The organism is Halanaerobium saccharolyticum, from assembly GCF_004362045.1.
Taxonomy (GTDB): Bacteria; Bacillota; Halanaerobiia; order Halanaerobiales; family Halanaerobiaceae; genus Halanaerobium; species Halanaerobium saccharolyticum_C.
In genome coordinates, this window is record NZ_SNWX01000004.1 from 127,179 (window position 1) to 146,936 (window position 19,758).

At 35.3% G+C, this 19,758-nt stretch carries 20 protein-coding genes; 19 read left to right on the forward strand and 1 reads right to left on the reverse strand.

Features of this window, described 5'->3' with window-relative positions; genetic code table 11:
- Positions 1-173 precede the first annotated feature (173 nt).
- The 11 genes from DFR79_RS04355 to DFR79_RS04405 all read left to right on the forward strand — a co-directional run bounded on the left by DFR79_RS04355 (position 174) and on the right by DFR79_RS04405 (position 11,720).
- On the forward strand, positions 174-2,138 hold the full coding sequence (locus DFR79_RS04355) for an FAD-dependent oxidoreductase (protein WP_133514286.1): 1,965 nt from the start codon (positions 174-176) through the stop codon (positions 2,136-2,138).
- Between the two features lie 23 nt (positions 2,139-2,161).
- A complete protein-coding gene (locus DFR79_RS04360; RefSeq protein WP_166637970.1) occupies positions 2,162-2,659 on the forward strand; it encodes a C-GCAxxG-C-C family protein in 498 nt (165 codons plus the stop codon).
- 46 nt (positions 2,660-2,705) lie between these two features.
- A complete protein-coding gene (locus DFR79_RS04365) occupies positions 2,706-3,851 on the forward strand; it encodes an iron-containing alcohol dehydrogenase (protein WP_133514288.1) in 1,146 nt (381 codons plus the stop codon).
- Positions 3,852-3,936: 85 nt separating this feature from the next.
- Positions 3,937-4,824 (forward strand): LysR family transcriptional regulator, encoded by an 888-nt coding sequence (locus tag DFR79_RS04370; RefSeq protein WP_133514289.1) that lies wholly within the window; start codon positions 3,937-3,939, stop codon positions 4,822-4,824.
- A 182-nt stretch (positions 4,825-5,006) separates the two neighbouring features.
- The gene (locus DFR79_RS04375; RefSeq protein ID WP_133514290.1) at positions 5,007-7,208 is read left to right on the forward strand and encodes a BglG family transcription antiterminator; all 2,202 of its coding nucleotides are present in this window, start codon (positions 5,007-5,009) and stop codon (positions 7,206-7,208) included.
- Between the two features lie 18 nt (positions 7,209-7,226).
- Positions 7,227-8,165 carry a phosphotriesterase family protein gene (locus tag DFR79_RS04380; protein ID WP_133514291.1) on the forward strand — a complete coding sequence of 313 codons (939 nt, stop codon included), beginning with the start codon at positions 7,227-7,229 and terminating at the stop codon, positions 8,163-8,165.
- The gene (locus DFR79_RS04385; protein WP_133514292.1) at positions 8,165-8,620 is read left to right on the forward strand and encodes a PTS sugar transporter subunit IIA; all 456 of its coding nucleotides are present in this window, start codon (positions 8,165-8,167) and stop codon (positions 8,618-8,620) included. Before DFR79_RS04380 ends, DFR79_RS04385 begins: the two co-directional genes overlap by 1 nt.
- A gap of 5 nt (positions 8,621-8,625) precedes the next feature.
- A complete protein-coding gene (locus DFR79_RS04390; RefSeq protein WP_133514293.1) occupies positions 8,626-8,904 on the forward strand; it encodes a PTS sugar transporter subunit IIB in 279 nt (92 codons plus the stop codon).
- 4 nt (positions 8,905-8,908) lie between these two features.
- The gene (locus DFR79_RS04395; protein WP_133514294.1) at positions 8,909-10,201 is read left to right on the forward strand and encodes a PTS ascorbate transporter subunit IIC; all 1,293 of its coding nucleotides are present in this window, start codon (positions 8,909-8,911) and stop codon (positions 10,199-10,201) included.
- Between the two features lie 62 nt (positions 10,202-10,263).
- Positions 10,264-10,992: a creatininase family protein gene (locus DFR79_RS04400; protein WP_133514295.1), complete on the forward strand. Its 729-nt coding sequence runs from the start codon at positions 10,264-10,266 to the stop codon at positions 10,990-10,992.
- Entirely contained in the window at positions 10,992-11,720 is a 729-nt protein-coding gene (locus DFR79_RS04405) for a sugar isomerase domain-containing protein (protein WP_133514296.1), read from the forward strand. The genes DFR79_RS04400 and DFR79_RS04405 overlap by 1 nt, the downstream gene beginning before the upstream one ends.
- A gap of 126 nt (positions 11,721-11,846) precedes the next feature.
- Here the strand turns inward: DFR79_RS04405 and DFR79_RS04410 are convergent, their stop codons facing one another.
- Positions 11,847-12,197: a helix-turn-helix domain-containing protein gene (locus tag DFR79_RS04410; protein WP_166637971.1), complete on the reverse strand. Its 351-nt coding sequence runs from the start codon at positions 12,195-12,197 to the stop codon at positions 11,847-11,849.
- Between the two features lie 373 nt (positions 12,198-12,570).
- Between DFR79_RS04410 and DFR79_RS16065 the strand changes: the two genes are divergently transcribed.
- The 8 genes from DFR79_RS16065 (at position 12,571) to DFR79_RS04445 (ending at position 19,756) form a co-directional block, all read left to right on the forward strand.
- A complete protein-coding gene (locus DFR79_RS16065) occupies positions 12,571-12,714 on the forward strand; it encodes a hypothetical protein (RefSeq protein ID WP_166637959.1) in 144 nt (47 codons plus the stop codon).
- A 126-nt stretch (positions 12,715-12,840) separates the two neighbouring features.
- Positions 12,841-13,824, forward strand: coding sequence for a C4-dicarboxylate TRAP transporter substrate-binding protein (locus DFR79_RS04415; protein WP_133514298.1), 984 nt, complete (start codon positions 12,841-12,843; stop codon positions 13,822-13,824).
- 57 nt (positions 13,825-13,881) lie between these two features.
- A complete protein-coding gene (locus DFR79_RS04420) occupies positions 13,882-14,409 on the forward strand; it encodes a TRAP transporter small permease (RefSeq protein ID WP_208107485.1) in 528 nt (175 codons plus the stop codon).
- 19 nt (positions 14,410-14,428) lie between these two features.
- Complete coding sequence (locus tag DFR79_RS04425) at positions 14,429-15,709, forward strand: TRAP transporter large permease (RefSeq protein ID WP_133514299.1); 1,281 nt, start codon at positions 14,429-14,431, stop codon at positions 15,707-15,709.
- Positions 15,710-15,757: 48 nt separating this feature from the next.
- On the forward strand, positions 15,758-16,498 hold the full coding sequence (locus DFR79_RS04430) for an SDR family NAD(P)-dependent oxidoreductase (RefSeq protein ID WP_133514300.1): 741 nt from the start codon (positions 15,758-15,760) through the stop codon (positions 16,496-16,498).
- A 46-nt stretch (positions 16,499-16,544) separates the two neighbouring features.
- Positions 16,545-17,495 carry a phosphoglycerate dehydrogenase gene (locus DFR79_RS04435; RefSeq protein ID WP_133514301.1) on the forward strand — a complete coding sequence of 317 codons (951 nt, stop codon included), beginning with the start codon at positions 16,545-16,547 and terminating at the stop codon, positions 17,493-17,495.
- Positions 17,482-18,786 carry a lactate racemase domain-containing protein gene (locus tag DFR79_RS04440; protein ID WP_208107486.1) on the forward strand — a complete coding sequence of 435 codons (1,305 nt, stop codon included), beginning with the start codon at positions 17,482-17,484 and terminating at the stop codon, positions 18,784-18,786. The genes DFR79_RS04435 and DFR79_RS04440 overlap by 14 nt, the downstream gene beginning before the upstream one ends.
- 154 nt (positions 18,787-18,940) lie before the next feature.
- On the forward strand, positions 18,941-19,756 hold the full coding sequence (locus tag DFR79_RS04445) for an SDR family oxidoreductase (protein WP_133514302.1): 816 nt from the start codon (positions 18,941-18,943) through the stop codon (positions 19,754-19,756).
- The last annotated feature ends 2 nt before the right edge of the window (positions 19,757-19,758 follow it).

A 19,758-nucleotide genomic window follows, 5' to 3' on the forward strand; every position in this document is an offset into this window, starting at 1 on the left:
AACCTGACACTTTGAAACTTAAGCTGTCAGGTCTTTTTTATGACTAAATTTAAGCTGTCACCTGTTTTAGTTGTGGCTGTCACAATAGATAATTGTTTCACAATCTCTGAGAGGTATTTTAAAATAGTAAGTGAACTGAGAAAGTGAAATAAAAAACTTTTAGGGGGAATATTATGTATAACAACCTATTTTCCAGTGGTGAAATTGGAACAATGAAAAGTAAAAATCGAATTGTAATGACCGCAATGGGAAACTATTTAGCAAATACAGATGGAACTGTCTCTGAGGAAGACATAGCCTTTTATACTGCAAGAGCTAAGGGAGGAGTTGGAATAATAGTTACCGAAGCCACCTGTGTCGATGATAAAAGGGGTAGAGGAAACACCCATCAGATTTCGATAGCAGATGATAAGTTTATTCCGGGTTTAAAAAAATTAGCAGAGTCTGTCCAGCAGTATGATAGTAAATTGATAGCACAGATCTATCATCCAGGACGCCAGGGAGTAAGTGCTATTAATCAGAAACAGGGCATGTTAGCACCAAGTGATGTAGAATGTGAAGTTGTGCATCAGCCAATAGAAGTAATGTCTCTCCAACAGATAGAAGAAATGATAGAAAAATTTATTGATGCTGCAGAACGCGTAAAGAAGGCTGGGGTGGATGGAGTTGAAGTTCACGGGGCTCACGGTTATTTAATCAACGAATTTTTAAGCCCTTACACCAATCGAAGGAACGACAAATATGGTGGTAGTTTTGAGAATAGGATGAGATTTTTGGAAGAAATTGTGATGGGGATCAGAGACCGTTGTGGCGAAGATTTCCCTTTGCTTGTCCGTCTTTCAGTTGATGAATTTTTGGAGACAGTTGGCAAAGCAGATACAGGTTTAAAATTAGCTGAAGGGATAAAAATAGCACAGAGATTGGAAGAATTAGGAGTTGACGCTATTGATGTTAGTTCTGGAATCTATGAAACAATGAATACTGCCTGGGAACCAACTTCTTTTGCAGAGGGTTGGAAAATCAATCTGGCTGAGTCAGTAAAAAAGAAGATTGAGATTCCTGTAATTGGTGTTTCTGTTATCAGAAACCCTGAATATGCTGATCAGCTGCTTAAGGACGAAAAAGTCGATTTTATTGGTTCGGCCAGACAGCATCTTGCAGATCCAGAATGGTCAAATAAGGCTAAGACTAATCGGGAAAATGAAATAAGAAAATGTATTTCCTGTCTGCGCTGTATGGAAACTTTAATTTCTGCTGACCAGAGACCGGGTGGATTTGAATGTGCCGTCAATATTAAAGCTGCTGCTGAAGTTGAGTATGCTGAGCTAAGTAAAAACGGCAAAGGTGAAAATGTGGTTATTATCGGTGCTGGCCCATCTGGATTAGAAGCTGCCAGAGTTCTAGCAGAGAAAAATTATAAGCCTATTATTTTCGAAAAAGAAGATAAGATTGGAGGCCAATTACAATTAGCAAAAAGACCGCCTAAAAAAGATAAGATAGCCTGGTTAATAGATTATTATCAGGAGCAGCTCAAAAGATTAGATATAGATTTACGGTTAAATACTAAAGCAAGTATAGCCAGCATTAAAGAAATTAATCCCGCTGCAGTATTTGTAGCCCAGGGATCAAAGCCAATTATTCCCGATATTAAAGGGATTAATTCCGGAAATGTATTAAGCTCAGAAGATATTTTAAATGATCAAGTTGAGTTAAAAAATAAAAAAATTGCAGTTATTGGCTCTGGAATGACCGGAATCGAGATTTCTCATTTACTGGCAGAAAAAGATAATGATTTAAGTTTATTCGAAATGGAATCTGAGATTGGTGCGGACCTTTATTTTCAAAATCTAATTGATCATATGAACTATATAGGAGAACTTGGAGTCGACTTATATCCAGAGCATAAACTAATTGAAGTCAGAGATGGAAAAGCAGTTTTTGAATTAATGGATAGTGATCAAACTAAAGAATATGATTTTGATTATATAATTTTAGCTCTGGGCAGAAGAGAAAATGAAGAACTAACAGCTAAAATCAAATCAGAATTTTCAAATGTCAAAACATTGGGTGATGCAAATAAAGTTGGCAAGATTAGAAATGCAGTTGAAAGTGGATTTAAGGCAGCTTGTTCTATATAGTTAACTTAGGGAGGTATATGCTAATGAAAGATAAAGAACTGGACATGATTGAAAAAAAAGCCAGAGAAACAGAAATCAGAGATGATGTTTGTTCACGCAGTACATTTTGTGGATTAAGCAGTTTTTTTGATTTTATATCCGAAGACATAGTAAATGCGTCTTTAAATCTTGCTGGAGGGGGCGGTGCTGCTAGTGGAAGTTGTGGAGCCTATACAGCTGCTCAGTTGGCAGTTGGTTTAAAGTTTAATCCCTCAATTAAAGAAGTAGGAACTGCCGAATTTAAAGAACAGGAAGAATTGGCTCAGGTTAAAATGATGCAGTTTAGAGATTTATTTATAGAAGAATTTGGAACAACTCTCTGTCCCAAAATCCAGAAAGATTTATTTGGAAAGGAATTTGATTTTACTAATCTAGAGGATACAGAAAATTTTTTTAATATAGAAGATCATGCAGAAAAATGTGGAGAAGTGGTTGGTAAAACAGCACGACTTGCTGCTGGATTTATTGAAAAAAATAATTAAAGAACTGAGTTATGATTTAATATCCTAAAAAAATGGAGTGATAATTATGTCAAAATATGCACAGACATGTCCTATTATTTATGGAAAAGGCAGTACAGAACAATTAGGCCAAGAAACTAAAAATTTGGGCTGCAGTAAAGTCCTGTTGGTTACTGATCAGGGAGTAAAGAAAACAGCTGCTTTTAAAAATAGTGTTAAGAGTTTGGAAGAAGCTCAGATAGAAGTTGTAGTTTTTGACAAAGTAATTCCTGATCCACCAGATTATATAATTAATGAAGGTGGAGAACTTGCTCAAAAAGAAGAAGTAGATGGAATTGTAGCAGTTGGAGGCGGAAGCCCTATGGATGCAGCTAAAGGAATCAACATTCTAATAAATAATCCTCTACCGATCAACCAGTATTTTGGAGATCCAACTTATCAGCCTGGAGTGCCGGTTATTATGGTTCCTACTACAGCTGGCACGGGAAGTGAAAGCACTTCAATTGCTGTGGTAACAGATACTACCAATGATGCTAAAAATTCTGTGATCGGTAATGCGGATCTTGGAATTCTGGATCCCGAAAACACAACTTCTCTTCCTTTTGAGATAACAGCCCAGACTGCGATTGATACTCTGGCTCATGCAGCAGAAGCAATTACCGCTAAAATCCCTAATCCTCGCTCTGAATTAATGGCAGTAGATGCAATAGAGAAAGTAGTCAATAATTTAGAAATTGTTTTAAATGACAGTGAAAATCTGGAAGCCAGAAGGGATTTGCTGCTGGCCAGCAACTTTGCCGGAATTGCTTTTAATGATGCCCTGGTCCATTTAGGGCATGCACTGGCACATTCCATTGGAGCTAAATTTCACCTGACCCATGGAGTAGTTTGTGGATTAGCCCTACCGGAAGTGATGATTTATGCCGCTGAGGTGAAGCCGGATAAGGTAAAAACTGTGGGAGAAGCCTTTGGTCTAAACTTTAGTGGAGAAGAATCAGACTCCCAAGTTGCTGAGAAAACAGCTGCAGAAATCAGAGAATTTGTAAAGAAAGCAGGAATTAAATCTTTTGCAGAATTGGGAATTAGCAAAGAAGAATTGGTAGATACAGCAGATATGGTAATGGCTGATGCCTGTTATAATTTTGTACCCAGAGAATTAACTACAGCAGAAATAGAAAATATCCTTGCAGAGATGTACGATAATTATAAATAACAAATATTGCTATAAATAATATTTTCACTCAAAAAACTTGTATGTTATAATCAAAGCATACAAGTTTTTTATTAAGGGTGATTTTATGAATATCGATGATTTAAAATACTTTATCAAAGTTTTTGAGAATGAAAATCTAACCAAATCTGCAAAAGAATTATTTATAACTCAGCAGGCATTAAGTCAGAAGATCAGTAAACTGGAAGCAGAAATTGGAGTTAAACTATTTGAGAGAAATTCCAGGGGGGTTAGTCCGACAGAGTTTGCCGAATATTTTTACCCAGAAGCTAAAGGGCTGAAAAAATATTTTGATGATTTTAAAAGTGAGGTATATAGAAAGGCAGAGAAAGAAAAAAAGAAGTTAAAAATTGGTTTTTCACCTGGAACACTGCAGGTCTTGAATGCTCAGGATATTATTGAAAACAGCCGCCAGGAACTTGGGATTGAGATCGAAATATCTGAGTTTACTGATGTTGACTGCGAAAAAAATGTTTTAAATAATAATCTTGATCTTGCAATCACAGTTAACCCGCAAAATAGTGATGATTTTAATTTTAAAAGTTTATATCATGATAATTTTGCAGTGGTGGTTAAGAAAAGTGATTCGCTGGCCAAAGAAGATGAACTCAAACTTGTCGATATCAAAAATAGAAAACTAATCCTATTAGATGAGACATTTAGGATGCAGACAGTACTGGAGCGAGAATTTAAAAAGGCAGATTTCGAGCCGGAGGTTTACAGCCGCTGCAACCACGACTTAGATGCTGCCTATGAGTTTGTGAGTTTAAATAAGGGGGTATTTGTTTTTGTTGATTCACTGATATATTTAGAGCGGTACCCTGATTTAAGCAAAATCCCGATAAAAGATTTGGAGTCAAAATGGGAGATTGGAATTATAACCAAAAAAGAGGCAAATATCGGTCCAAATGTTAAGAAATTTATAAACTTTTATGAAGCTGAAAATGATTTGTAATATTCACTCTCACCAGCGTATTTTAGGTGAGAGTTTTTTAATTACTATATTTTTGCCATTACTTTTTCGGAAAAGATTTGTGGTAATCAACTGTTGAACTTAGATAATTGTGAAGGTACAATATAATTAGAAAAAATAAAGAGTTAAAAACTTTAATATTTCCATAACTAGGGGAGCTAAAGATGTTAAAAAATCGGGAATGCAAAATAGTAAAAAAGTTGATTAGAACTGACAGCCCTCTTGTTATTAAAGAATTAGCAGCTGAATTATCGGTTAGTACCAGAACTATCAGATATGATTTAGATAAAATTGAAGATTGGATTGAAGAAGAAGGACTTAAAATGCACCGTAAGCAGGGAATAGGTATTTATCTTGAGAGTAATGCCAAAGATAAACTCACAGAAATTTTGGATCTTGAAATAGAGTATCATCGAGCCTATACTCCAGAGGAAAGACAGCACATTATTTTAAAAGAACTTTTAGCCAGAGAAGAACCAATTATTGTCAAAGAATTTGAAATAAATTTAGATGTCAGCGAAGGAACAATAATCAAAGATTTAAACAAGGTAGAAAAGTGGTTAGCTAAAAGAGATTTAGAATTAATCCGTAAGCCTAATTATGGAATAGAAATCAAGGGGGATGAAAATAACTGGCGAAAAGCGGTTTTTGACTTTTTAGAAGACAGTAGTACCGAAGATGAAGTAATAAATATCCTTAATCTATTTGAAAACACCAAAAGTTTACCTTCTTTTATTGATTCTTATAGCGATTTATTAAATTCTATTAATTCTACTCAGGTTAAGTTTGTAAAAAATCTTATTAGAGACACCGAAAAAGATTTAGATTATTCTTTTACTGATGCTGCATTTTCTGCCTTAATCCTCCATATAGTAATTGCTCTGCAGAGAATTATTAAAAACAAAGATATTAATATGAAGTCTAAACAGCTATTGATTCTTAAAAATAAAAAAGAGTTTAAAATCGCAGAAGAGATAGTAAAAAAGCTGAGTTCTAAATTTAAAATAGAAATTCCAGAGTCAGAAATTGGTTATATTACTCTTCATCTTCTGGGAGCGAAGTTCCGCCATCTAGGTGATTTTGATTTTAAAGCTGATAAATTGTTTGATGATAAATTACTAGATTTAACCTATCAGCTGGTCGGAATTGCTGCTAAAATTTTAAATTTAGAATTAACTAATGATCAGGAGTTAATTTATGGTCTTGCGCTTCATTTAAAACCTACCTTAAATAGAATAAAATATGATCTTAATATTGAAAATCAATTAGTTGCGGATATTCAAGAAAAATATCCTCAAATTTATCGTGCTTCTAAGATAGCTGCTGGAGTAATCCAGACAGAGATTTTTGGAGAAATAAGAGAAGAAGAAATTGGTTTTATTGCAATGCATATTGGAGCTGCAGTAGAAAGAAAAAACGTTAAATCAAAACTTAATAATAAACTGAAAGTTGCATTAGTCTGCAGTACTGGAATCGGAACAACTCAAATTTTGGCAGAAAGATTGAAAAATGAATTTCCTAATTTAAAAATTGTAGATACTTATTCTTATCATGATCTAGAAGCCGGTAGTTTTGAGAAAGAGATAGAGCTTGTGATTTCTACTATTAAATTACCGGGAATAGGGATTAATAAGATTCAGGTAAACCCTCTCTTAAAGGAGGAAGATATTAAAAATATAGAAAATTATATTATAAATATTTTCAATAATAAGATTTATCAAAAAAATAAAAAAATTGAAGAATGTGAGGGATTAAGAGGAAAAGTTAATACAGATATTGATCAGCTAACTGCTGAGACGATAGAGCTATTAAAGGCAAATCATCAACTGCTGGCAGAAAATGACCTGGAAAATGAATTAAAAGAATTATTTAAAGAGCATTTAAAAGAGGAAGCTGGAGATAACAAGAAAGAAATTCAAGAACTAGAATTAAGTGATATTTTAAATCCTGGTTTAATAAGAGCTAAAGTTAGATGTAAAGACTGGAAAGAAGCAGTTAAAAAAAGTGGAAAATTGCTTTCAGCTGCAGGAATGGTGTCTGAAAATTATATAAAAAATATGATTGGAAATATTGAGGAAAGAGGGCCTTATGTAGTAATAACTCCAGGACTTGCACTTGTTCATGCTGCTCCAGAGAGGGGAGTGAAAAAAGTTGGTATTTCTTTGATAACTTTAAGTAAAGCAGTGAATTTTAATCATTCTCAAAATGATCCGGTAGAAATTGTCGTTGCCTTTGCCTCTCCAGATAAAGAACAGCATGTTAAAGCTTTAAGTAATCTGGTAGATAAATTATATAATAGCAGTTTAAGGGAGGAGATAATTTCTACTGAAGATAATCAAAAGATTTTAGATTTACTAAAAAATTAAAAAAGGAGGGTCAGTTTAATGCAAAAGATTAATACTTTAACTGGAGAAATTGAGGTTGAGGATTTAGGCTTTGTCCGAATGCATGAACATTTACTTACCGATCCACCTGATTTAAGGGTTAAAAAAGATTCGGACTATGTTCTTGATAGTCCTCGTAAGGCTGTGGAAGAACTTAGAAAATTGGAAAAAACAGAAGTTAATACTTTTGTAGATGGAACTACCATAGATTATGGAAGAAACATTGATCAGATGGCTAAAATTGCAAAGAGAACAGAGATTAATATTTTGGCTACTTCTGGTTTTAATCGTGGTCTATTTTTTGAAGACTGGGTTCATAACTATTCTTTAGCTGAACTTACAGAACTTTTGATCAGAGAAGTGACTGAAGGTATAGATGGAACAGATTTGAAAGCAGCTATTTTAAAAGCAGGTAGTGATTATAATCGAATTACTAAATCAGAAGAGAAAACTTTTGTGGCTGCTGCAAATGCCCATTTAGAAACAGGAGCTTCAATAAAAACTCATACTGAAATGGGAACAATGGGAATGGAACAGCTGGATATTTTTGAAAGAGAAGGAGTTGATCTTGCGCGAGTTCTTTTAATCCATATGGATAGAAATTTAGATTATGGATACCACAGAAGGGCTTTAGAAAGAGGAGCCAACATTATGTATGATGGTCCATCCAAAATTAAATATTATGCAGATCAAAAGAGAATAGATATGTTAAAAAAATTAGTCGATGATGGTTTTATAAACCAGCTTTTTATTTCTAATGATATGGGAAGAAAGTCTTATCTCAAATCCTATGGAGGAGGACCGGGTTGGGAATATATTCAGCATAAATTTATTCCCCGGCTACTTAGAGAGGGCTTTACCCAGGGACAGATAGATACCATTTTTATTGATAATCCAAAAAGATTTTTGCCATTTCAGCAGATACAGGAGGGTAAGTAATGATCTCAGAATATTTAACTAAAGATAATATACGATTAGGTGTTGAAGCTAAAGACTGGAAAGAAGCAATAAAAAAGTCTGGAAGCATTTTAGAAGTTAATAATCTAATAGAAGCCGAGTATATAGATGCTATGATAGAAATGGTAAAAGATAAAGGGGCATATATTGTAATTACTCCAGGTCTTGCCTTACCTCATGCTCGCCCAGAAAAAGGAGCAAAAGAGAATGGGTTAAGTCTTTTAACTTTAAAAGAACCGGTAAAATTCGGTCATTCTAAAAATGACCCAGTAAAGGTAGTAATCAGTTTCTGCGCTGCTGATGACAGCACTCATACTCAGATGTTAAGTGAATTAGCTGAATTTTTAAAAGTTAAAGAAAATGTTAATTATATAAAAGAAGTTGATTCTAAAGAAGAACTGCTTTCCTATTTTGAAAACTATGATAGGGGGAGGTGAGAGTAATGAAGATTTTGACAGTATGTGGAGCGGGACAGGGCAGTAGTCTTATTCTTAAAATGAATGTCCAGGATGTTGTGGATGAACTTGGACTTGATGCTGAAGTAGATAATGGTAATATAAGTACTGCTAAAAACTCTGGTGCTGATCTTATTCTGGCTGGAGAATTTCATGAGGATGCTCTAGAGGATTTTGAGGTCCCTGTGATTACTGTTTCTGATTTTATGGATAATGAAGAAATAAAATCAAAAATACAAAACTTCTTAGAGGAAAAGGGGGAGTAATGTAATGGATGGTTTAGTTGCTGTAGCGAGATGGATTGCTAATAATATTTTTAGAGAGCCAGCAAGTTTGATTGGTCTGGTTGCTCTAATAGGCCTCTTATTACAGAAAAAAAGTACAAGTGATGTGGTTACGGGAACTATAAAAACAATACTTGGATTTATGATTATCCAGGGTGGTTCTACTTTAATAGCAAATTCTCTAGGAGCATTTGGTCCTATCTGGCAGAAAGTATTTGGAATGACCCAAAGTGCTCAGGTTGGTGGAATGTCAACAAATGAATTTTTAAGTAGCTATGGTGGAGCAGTAACCTTAATTATGACTTTTGGATTTTTAGTAAATGTTTTATTAGCCCGGATTACAAAATATAAGTACATTTATTTAACAGGACATATGATGTTCTGGGTCAGTTTTGTTTATGCAGGAATAGTTGTTCAGGTTTATGGACCGGGAGTTTCCCAGATGTGGATGATCATCAGTGGAGCAATTCTCCTGGGAATTTACTGGACACTACAACCTGCTTATCTACAAAAATATGTAAAAAGTTTTACCGGCAAAGATAATTTTGCTGTAGGTCACACCTTCTCAACTGGTGCCTGGTTGGGAGCAGTTTTAGGTAAGCATTTTGGTAATAAAGATAATGATACTGAAGATTTAAATATGCCGGAAGGGCTTGGTTTTCTAAAAGACAGTAATGTTGTGATTGTTTTAGTTATGGGAATAATGTATGGCTTAGGAGCTCTTTTAGCCGGTTCTGAATTTGTAGGGCAATATGCTGGGAATAAAAATCATATAGTTTTTGGAATTCTAAAGGGTTTCCGGTTTGGTGCAGGGATTGCTGTTGTACTTCATGGAGTTAAATTATTAATTGGAGAGATTGTTCCTGCTTTTAGGGGGATATCCAAAAAATTAGTACCCAATTCCAAGCCTGCTCTTGATGTTCCTGTAACTTATGCCTATGCTCCTGCTGCTACAATTATTGGTTTTGCAGCCTCTTTTGTAACTATGGCTGTAATCATGATAATTATGGGCGCCACTGGTTTTTATGTTTTTGTTCCTCCTATGATTGCTATCTTTTTCCATGCTGCTGGTGCTGGAGTTTTTGGTAATGAAACTGGTGGAGTGAAAGGTGCTATTATTGCTGGTGTTGTTGTAGGTGCAATTATTACATTTGGTCAGGCAATATTTATCAAATATATTATCCCGGATACTGTAACTGAATTTATACTCTGGGGTGGAGACACCGACATGTTTGTCTTTGGTACTATTTTAAAGTGGATAATGAGCTTATTTGCTTAAGTTTGTAGGAATAAAAAGGGGGTTCTTTTAGCCCTCTTTTTTGAAAATTAGGAAGTGATTTAATGAAAAAATTAGCAGAAATAAACTGGAAAGAAGCAGAAAAAGAATTAAAAGGTAAAACAGTTATACTTCCATTAGGAGCAGTTGAGGCTCATGGTTACCATCTACCATTGAGTACAGATAATTATATTGCTCAAAAAATTGCTGAGATTGCTGCCGAAAAATTAGATGCTTTATTATTACCTCTTATTCCATATGGCCAGGTATGGTCTCTACGAAATTTTCCGGGATCTATTTCTTTGAGTGATCAAACCCTCATTTCTATGATTGGTGATCTTGCTAAAAGTTTAGATCATCATGGAGTAGAAATATTAATAATTATTAATGCTCATTTTGGTAATAAGTCAGCTTTAAAAAAGGCAGAAAGACTTATAAAAGAAAAATATGATATTCAAATTTTGCGTTTTACCCATCCTGGTTTAAAAGATCTAGAAAGAAAATATATTGAAAGCAGCAGAGTTCATCCTAACTATCTTCATGCTGAAGAAATTGAAACTTCAATGATGCTTCAGGTGAATAGTGACCTTGTAGATATGAGCAAAGCAGAAGCAGATAGTCCAGAAATTCCAGAATATTTTAGTAGTTATTCTGTACCCTGGGATCAGATTACTAATAAAGCAGTTTTAGGTGATCCGACACAGGCAACAAAAGAAAAAGGAAAGAAATTAATAAAGGGAATAGCAGCTAAAATTGTGGAGATAGTCAATAATTTTGAAAAGGGGGTTGAATAATGTCTTTTGCAAGATATAGTGATAAAATATCTGAGATTTTAAAAGCAATTGATAAGAATGAAAGCAGAAAAATAAACAAAATAGCTAAAAAGTTTGTAGAGACAATTAATAATGATGGTATAATCCACGTTTTTGGTTCAGGGCATTCCCATATGCTGGCAGAAGAAGTATTTTATAGAGCTGGAGGGCTGGCAGTTATGAGTCCGATTTTTGATTCGGGAGTTATGTTGGATGAAGGAGCTATTAAAAGCACTAAAATGGAGCGTTTAGAAGGTTATGGAGAGATTATTATAAATAATTATGAGCTGCAGGAAAAAGACTTAATGTTGGTTGTCTCCAATTCTGGTCGTAATCCTGTCCCTATAGATGCAGCTCTTAAAGCCCAAAAAGAAGGTTTAGAAGTAATTGCTCTTACTTCTCTGGAATATTCTAAAGCTAATGATTCCAGACATCACACTGGAAAAAGATTATTTGAAGTAGCAGATCATGTTCTTGATAACCACACTCCTTATGGAGATGCAGTAATAGATTTTGAAATAACTAAGGCTGTTCCTGGTTCTACTATTGCCGCTTCCTATATTATTAACAGCATTATTGCTGAAACTATTGCAATTATGAAAGAAAAAGATATGGAAATACCAGTTTATAAAAGTGGTAATATAGATGGAGCAGATGCAGATAATAAAAAATTAGCTCAAAAGTATGGAAAAAGAATTAAAGATTTATAAATTGGAGTATAATCTTATTTGGAATTACTTAGTTTGTGTTTGATTACATCTAAAATTAGATAATTAAGAACTCCTGTTAGCTGTTTTTATTTCAGCTGACAGGATTTTTGTTTTCGAGCGAAATTTCTACCCCTTTTCAGACTCAATAAATTTAATCAGATTTCTATAAAATTCAATATTATCATTAGACATGCCTCGTATTTCGTTAAATAATAATTTAAGTTGATCATTATTTAATATTTCTTTAGTAATATTATTTTCACTCACCTGATAGCTGTTATAATCAACTGCAAGTAGTGTATCAATACTGCAGTCTAGGGCTTTAGCAATTTTTTTCAGTACATCATAAGCTGGCTCCTGGTTTTTGCTTTCATAGCCGGCAATGGTTGAGCGTTTAATCCCGACGATCTCAGCTAAATCTTTTTGAGTAAAACCTTTATTTTTGCGAGCTTTTTTAAGGTTTTCACCGAAAGTCATAAAAAATTCCTCCAATTTTGTCGAATAATAAAAACTAACAAAAAATTTATAAAAATAGCTTGACATTGTTCTAATTTAGAACTATAATAAACTTGAAATGTGATAATTATAAACTAAAGTTCAGAAACAAGAAATGGACAGAGTTATCCCTTGCTCTTTTTGCAGACAAAGGAGGTATTAAATATTGATAGTAGATTAGATAAAAAAGGGTAACAGATTTCAGTTGGCGCTGTTCTGTTAAAGTTAATACTGAATAATTATATCACATTCGTTGAAGGGTGTAAATTTTAAGGACCCGCTTTTTGTGTTAAAAATCAGAATCTTTGGAACAGTCGGTTTAATAAGTCCTGGTGGTTCCCGGGAGGGATCTCTTTTGAGTAAAAAATATAAAGAAGAGCTGACAGACTTAGTTAAGTTTCAACCTGGAGATAAAATATACAAACTGTTTAAATATCAAAAGGTTTTAGTAAAAGGGCAAAAAGAAAATTTCGTAATCCAAATAAAAAAAGTCAAATAAGAAACTAACCTGGGGCCGTGGGCCGGGAAATTTATTTTTCCTGGCCCTATTTTTTTGTTTTAAAAGTGTACTTTGGATTTTGAAATGAATCTTGAAACAACAAAATAATAAGGAGGATTTTAAATTATGAAAAAAATTCTTAGCTTAATAGTATTGGTATCATTACTTTTTGTTCTCACAGCTTCAGTTTCTGCTCAGGAGTATACCTTAAGATACGGTCATGTTTTAAATGAAAGCCATCCTTTTCACGAAGGTTTTTTAAAAATGGCAGAACGAGTAGAAAAAAGAACTGATGGTGATCTGCAAATTCAGGTTTTCCCCAGCTCTCAATTGGGAGTAGAAGAAGATGTTTTAGAACAGCTGAGATCTGGAGTGCCCATAGCCTGGAATACTGATGCAGCACGTTTAGGTACTTATGTGCCCGGGCTGGCAGTTGTTAACGCTCCCTATTTTGTTGATTCAATCGAGGAAGTTCAAAAACTCCGCCAGACTCCGACCATGCAAAAATGGGAAAAAGAACTGGCAGAAGAATATGGTATCAAAATACTTTCTTTCTCCTGGGTTCAGGGATTCAGGCATTTTATGACCAATACCCCTGTCAGAACTCCCGAAGATCTGAATGGATTAAGAATCCGAACTCCACCCGCACCAATCTGGCATGAGTCAGTGGAAGCATTAGGTGCTGTGCCGACAGCAATGAATTTTGGCGATATTTATACCGGACTGCAGCAGGGATCTGTTGATGGAGCGGAATTGGTTTACAGTAATATTCCTGCTGGAAATTTATTTGAAGTTTTAGATTATGTAAATGAAACCAGACATTTTTTATTAGTTAACTTTCAGGTGGTAAGTAATCAGTGGTTTGAAAGCCTCCCCGAAGCTTATCAGGAAGTTTTAGTAGAAGAATCTAATAGAGCTGGACTGGAAACTTCCCGGAAATTAGCCGAACAGACTGAGGAAATAAAGAAAACTGTCCAGGAAGAAGGAATGACAATTATAGAAGATGTTGATCTGGAAGCATTTAGAGAGGCTGGAATGCAGGCCTATAAAGAATTAGATTTGATGGATGAGAGAGAGCAGATTTATAAAGAAATGGAAGCAATAGAATAGAAATAAATAATGTTATCCCCGGTCAAATCTGGCCGGGGTTCTTAAGGAGGTTTAGAGTTGGAGACTGCAAAAATTATTTATAATAAGATCTGCCAGATTGAAAAGATGATTTCAGGTATATTCTTAGTTTTGATTATGGTAATTGTATTTCTGTCGGCTATTGGCAGAGCAGTAGGGCATCCTTTAAATTGGGCAATTGATATTTCTGCTTTTCTTTTTGCCTGGACGGCATTTTTTAGTGCGGATGTTGCGATGCGCCAGGATAGACACTTAAGTGTTAAATATATTGTTTTAAAACTACCCGAAAAGATTCAGTACTATATTACTTTAGCAAATTACTTAATTATTGTTGTTTTTCTGGGTTACCTGATTAGATTTGGATTTATTCAAACTTATAATACTAGATTTAGAACCTTCCAGGGTATTCCGGAACTCAGTTATGCCTGGGCAACACTCAGTGTTCCAGTCGGTTCAATTTTATTATTAATTTCTACGATTGTTAAGCTGCATCATGTCTATAAGTCAAAAGAGGCAGCCTCTGTTAAAATGGAAAATAAAGAAAAGGTTGATCAATTAAGTGATTAATTTAGGGGGAAGATAATAGATGCTGGAAGTAATAATTATATTTGCAATATTTCTAATGATGGGGATGCCCGTTGCTTTTGCGATTGGAATTTCTGGATTTTTCTTTTTCATGCAGGAGCCGGCACTGCCCTATACAATGCCAGTGCAATTAGTTTTGTCAGAAACTCAGAGTTTTACCCTGCTGGCAATACCGATGTTTATGTTAGCCGGAAATTTATTAAATAATACAGGAATTACGACTAGATTATTAGATTTAGCCTCAGTCTTAGCAGGACATTTATATGGCACCCTGGCCCAGGTTACGGTGGTTTTAAGTACCTTGATGGGAGGAGTATCCGGATCTGCAATTGCTGATTCTTCCATGCAGGCCAGAATTTTAGGACCTGATATGACAAAACAGGGGTATAAAAAGGGTTATTCAGCGGCAATTATAGGTTTTTCGGCCCTGATCTGTATAGCAGTTCCACCGGGGATTGGTCTGGTTCTTTATGGGAACATTGGTGAAATATCAATTGGAAGACTTTTTACAGGAGGAATAGTACCCGGCTTAATGATGATGGCTTTTTTAATGGCTGCAGTTACCATCACCGCCAGAAAAAAGGGTTATACTCCGGAAAGAGAAAAAATGGCCTCGATTGATGAAATCATCCCAACATTTATTAAAAGTATCTGGGCCCTTTTATTTCCGGTAATTTTAATTGTAGGTTTAAGATTTGGTTTAATGACTCCCTCAGAGGCCGGATCTTTTGCCGCAGTTTATGCAATTGCAATTGGGGTTTTTATTTATAGAGAACTGAGCTGGCAGAGATTTATTGATTCAGTTAGGGACACAATTGGTGATGTTGGAATGATAATCTTTTTAATATCCCTCTCATCACTATTTAGCTATGGAATCGTCTGGGACAGAATACCTGTGATTTTAACAAATTTTTTGTTAAATATTAGTGACAGTCCGCAAATAATATTTTTAATAATCCTCACATTTTTATTTTTCCTGGGAATGTTTATTGACTCAACAGTAATAATTTTACTTTTAACCTCAATTCTGGTGCCAGTGATTACCAGAATTGGCATTGATCCTGTGCATTTTGGAGTAGTGATGGTTATAACCTGTGCTATGGGATTACTGACACCTCCGGTGGGGGTTGCAATGTATTCGGTTTGTTCGGTGATGGAATGCTCAGTTGGTGAATATATGAAAGAAAGTTATCCCTTTTTATTAGCATTATTTGCAGTAATAATTTTGTTGGTGTTTTTTCCTCAACTGGTAATCTTTTTACCTAATTTGATTTTCAACTAAGATAATTTGAAATTAAGATCTGATTTGAGCTTAGGAAAGGAGATTTAAATGGAAATTAAAGTTGCAATTATAACGGGTGCTGTTAATGGAATTGGAAGAGCTATTGCTGATCGATTAGTGGAAAATGATTATACTGCAGTAATTTGTGATATTAACAAAGAGGAAGGTGAAAAATTAGAGGAAAAGAGTTCTGATCAGGAGGGAGAGTACAGGTTTAAACACTGCAATGTGGCCAAAGAAGATGATGTAAAACGAGTAGTTAATGAAGTTAGGGAAGAATACGGCAGGATTGATGCTCTGGTAAATAATGCGGGGATTATTAAAAGAAGAGATGGTGAAAAAATAAGTATAGCTGACTGGGACCAGGTTTTTGCAGTTAATTGCAGAGGAGCATTTTTATTCTGTAAATATTTACGGCCTGCATTTAAAAAACAAAAAGAGGGAAGAATTGTAAACATTTCTTCTATCGCGGCTAAAATGGGTGACATAACTTCTGCTCCGGGATATGGTCCTTCAAAAGCAGCAGTTGATGGAATAACTAAAACATTTGCCAGAGATTTAGCTCCTTATAATGTAACAGTTAATGGAGTTGCCCCTCATGCAATAGAAACTGATATGAGTTCAGAGTGGTCAGCAGAAAAAAGAGAGAGAATAATTTCTGAGATTCCGCTTAAGAGGCTGGGCCAGCCGGAAGATGTTGCAGGTGCTGTAAGTTTCCTATTATCAGATGCTGCTGGTTTTATCACTGGCGAAATAATTGATGTCAATGGTGGATTTCTGATGGATTAATTATTCAATAGAAAAATAAATGGAATAACCTATAGGAGGAATAAAGTTGTCAGAAAAAATTTTGATTACCCCAAAATCATATTACAAAATTAGAGATAAAATGATGCCGCTGCCTGGAGATTATCAGCCTATTTTTAATGATACGGGTAAAACCTTTACTGAAAAACAGATGCTCAATTTAGCTGAAGATGTGGTGGGAATCATAATCGGTGTTGATCCGATAAGCAGAAAGGTAATTGAAAATGCTTCAAAACTAAAAGCAATTTCTAAATACGGTGTCGGAATGGATAATATTGATCTGGAAGCTGCCAGAAATAAAAATATTAAACTGGATAATACTCCGGGCACCAATAATGTATCTGTAGCGGAGTTAGCTCTGGGCCTGATTTTTGCAGCCGCCCGTAATATTCCTCAGGCAGTTACTTCTGTCAAAGAGGGAGAATGGAAGCGGATCAAGGGTACAGAATTGACTGATAAGACTTTAGGCTTAATGGGCTGTGGAAAAATTGGCCGAGAAGTGGTAAAGAGAGCTGCCGGAATATTTAAGTCCATTCAAGTCTATGACCCTTATTTTGATGATAATGATTTTATTAAAAAATATAAGCTGCTGATGCTGGATAAGGACAGGCTGCTGCAGGAAGCAGATTTTGTCTCCCTGCATCTGCCGCTAAATAAAGAAACAGAAAATTTCATTTCCAGAAAAGAACTTTCATTAATGAAAGGTGATGCTGTGTTGGTCAATACTTCCCGGGGAGGCCTAATTGATGAAGCTGAGTTATATAAAGCACTAAAGAATAATGAGCTTGGAGCAGCAGCCTGTGATGTTTTTTCGGAAGAACCTCCAGGTAAACATCAATTGTTAGAACTTGATAATTTTCTGCTGACTCCTCACATGGGTGCCAATACAAAAGAGGCAGTGGAAAAAATGGCGGCTGCTGCCACCAGAAATTTAATTGCAATGCTAGAGGACAATTCAGCAGGAGGTGTTAAAAATTAATAATAAAAGTTTAGTTTTAGAAAGAAATTCTGCTTCGAAAAAAATATCGACTGCAGAAGAAAAAGAGCTTTTAAGAAAATATACAGCCCAAATTTCTTCTAAAATTAAAAATATAATCATTATCCCGCCAGATTACACCCGGAAACACTCGGGTTCGGGTAGACTGACCAGAGAATTATATCAACTTTTAAAAGCTGACCATCGAGTTGATGTTATGCCGGCCCTGGGGACACATAAAGCAATGACAGAGCAGGAAATAAGGGATATGTTTGGGCAAGAAATTCCACTTGAGAATTTTTTGGTTCACGATTTTAAAAATGATATTCAGAAAATAGGAGAAATCCCGGATAATTTTGTTGAAACAATCTCTGAAGGAAAGTTAAAAAGATCAATCGAGGTCAAGATAAATAAAAGACTGGTTAATGGAGAATATGATCTTGTAATTTCGGTTGGTCAGGTTTTGCCTCATGGAGTTGTGGGGATGTCAAATTTCAATAAAAATATTTTTGTGGGCTGTGGTGGCGCGGAAATGATAAATGTTTCTCACTATCTGGGTGCTGTTTATGGAATAGAGCGTTTACTTGGCAGAGGGGAGACTCCTGTCAGAAAATTATATGATTATGCGGAAGATATCTTCTTAAAAAATGTAGATGTTGATTATATTTTAACTGTTAATTCTACCGAAGTGAATAAAGAGACCGGAACGACTGATCTGCTGGGCCTTTATCTTGGTCGAGATCAAGATATATTTAAGTGGGCAGTTAAATTAAGTCAGCGGCACAATATAACTCAAGTGTCGGAGCCCCTGGAAAAAGTAGTTGTTTATATGGACGAAAAAGAATTTAAATCTACCTGGTTAAGCTGTAAGGCAATTTATCGGACCAGACTGGCGATAGCTGATGGAGGAGAGCTGATTGTAATTGCTCCGGGCTTAAAAGAATTTGGAGAATACGAAGAGGTAGATCAGCTAATTAGAAAATATGGGTATCGAGGTAGTAAACTAATCAGGAAAGAAGTTGAGAATAATGCTGATCTAAAAAATAATTTATCAGCAGCAGCCCACTTAATCCACGGTTCAACTGAAGGTAGATTTGAAGTCACTTTTGCGACTGATAAATTGAGCCGCGAGGAGGTTGAGGGGGTAAATCACAGTTATTTACCTCTGGATAAAGCGCTGGCCCGCTACCCAATTTCTCAATTTGATTCCGGGTTTAATACTCTGATTAATGCCGAACGGGTCTATTATATTGACAACCCAACAACAGGACTCTGGACCTCACAGGCCCTTTAATTTATCCGGAATCAGGATAAAAATAATTCAGCTGAAATCAGGACAGGACTGGAATCAAGATAAAATTGAAATCAGGATAAAACTGAAAATAGGATAAGAATAGATTGATTGGAGATAGACAGATTAAATTAGTAATTAAATGAGGAGGAGTAAAATGGATATTTTTGATATTAAAGATAAAGTTGCGGTAATAACCGGTGCCGGTGGAATTTTATGCAGTAAAATTGCGATTGAACTTGCTAATCAGGGAGCTAAAATTGCGCTTTTAGATATTAATCTGGATAATGCATTAGAAGTTGCAGCTGAGATTAAAGACAATGGCGGGGAGGCTTTAGCAATCAAGACAGATGTTTTAAATAAAGAGAGTTTAAAAAATGCCCGCCAGGAAGTCTTAGATAAATTTGGCAGAGTGGAGATCCTGATTAATGGTGCGGGCGGCAATAAAAAAGAGGCAACTACCAGTGAAGAGGTTGATTTCTTTAATTTACCCCAGGATGCCATAAAATGGGTCTTTAATCTTAATTTTTTAGGTACTGTTTTAGCTTCCCAGGTTTTCGGAGAAGAAATTGCTGCTAATGATAAAGGAAGTATTATAAATATTTCTTCGATGGCGGCTATTAGTCCTCTAACTAAAACTATTGCTTATTCGGCAGCTAAAGCTGCTGTTAGCAATTTTACCCAGTGGCTGGCAGTTGATTTAAACCAGAATTTTTCTGAAAATATCAGAGTAAACGCAATTGCTCCTGGATTTTTGTTAACAACTCAGAATAAGTATTTACTGATTGACCAGGAAACAGGAGAGGAGACCGAAAGAGGTAAAAAAATTAAAAATAATACTCCAATGAACCGTTACGGCAGCCCGGAAGAATTAATAGGAGCGGTAATCTGGCTGGCCTCAGATGCATCTTCTTTTGTAAATGGTTCAATTATACCGATTGATGGTGGCTTTGCAGCTTACTCTGGAGTTTAATA

Excerpts from the sequence above, each read along its gene's own strand:
- DFR79_RS04370 (WP_133514289.1), top strand. The coding sequence starts at position 3,937 with ATGAATATCGATGATTTAAAATACTTTATCAAAGTTTTTGAGAATGAA.
- DFR79_RS04365 (WP_133514288.1), top strand. The coding sequence starts at position 2,706 with ATGTCAAAATATGCACAGACATGTCCTATTATTTATGGAAAAGGCAGT.
- DFR79_RS04425 (WP_133514299.1), top strand. The coding sequence starts at position 14,429 with ATGCTGGAAGTAATAATTATATTTGCAATATTTCTAATGATGGGGATG.
- DFR79_RS04400 (WP_133514295.1), top strand. The coding sequence starts at position 10,264 with ATGAAAAAATTAGCAGAAATAAACTGGAAAGAAGCAGAAAAAGAATTA.
- DFR79_RS04395 (WP_133514294.1), top strand. The coding sequence starts at position 8,909 with ATGGATGGTTTAGTTGCTGTAGCGAGATGGATTGCTAATAATATTTTT.
- DFR79_RS04385 (WP_133514292.1), top strand. The coding sequence starts at position 8,165 with ATGATCTCAGAATATTTAACTAAAGATAATATACGATTAGGTGTTGAA.
- DFR79_RS04445 (WP_133514302.1), top strand. The coding sequence starts at position 18,941 with ATGGATATTTTTGATATTAAAGATAAAGTTGCGGTAATAACCGGTGCC.
- DFR79_RS04360 (WP_166637970.1), top strand. The coding sequence starts at position 2,162 with ATGAAAGATAAAGAACTGGACATGATTGAAAAAAAAGCCAGAGAAACA.
- DFR79_RS04380 (WP_133514291.1), top strand. The coding sequence starts at position 7,227 with ATGCAAAAGATTAATACTTTAACTGGAGAAATTGAGGTTGAGGATTTA.
- DFR79_RS04410 (WP_166637971.1), bottom strand. The coding sequence starts at position 12,197 with ATGACTTTCGGTGAAAACCTTAAAAAAGCTCGCAAAAATAAAGGTTTT.
- DFR79_RS04375 (WP_133514290.1), top strand. The coding sequence starts at position 5,007 with ATGTTAAAAAATCGGGAATGCAAAATAGTAAAAAAGTTGATTAGAACT.
- DFR79_RS04390 (WP_133514293.1), top strand. The coding sequence starts at position 8,626 with ATGAAGATTTTGACAGTATGTGGAGCGGGACAGGGCAGTAGTCTTATT.
- DFR79_RS04405 (WP_133514296.1), top strand. The coding sequence starts at position 10,992 with ATGTCTTTTGCAAGATATAGTGATAAAATATCTGAGATTTTAAAAGCA.
- DFR79_RS04415 (WP_133514298.1), top strand. The coding sequence starts at position 12,841 with ATGAAAAAAATTCTTAGCTTAATAGTATTGGTATCATTACTTTTTGTT.
- DFR79_RS04430 (WP_133514300.1), top strand. The coding sequence starts at position 15,758 with ATGGAAATTAAAGTTGCAATTATAACGGGTGCTGTTAATGGAATTGGA.
- DFR79_RS04355 (WP_133514286.1), top strand. The coding sequence starts at position 174 with ATGTATAACAACCTATTTTCCAGTGGTGAAATTGGAACAATGAAAAGT.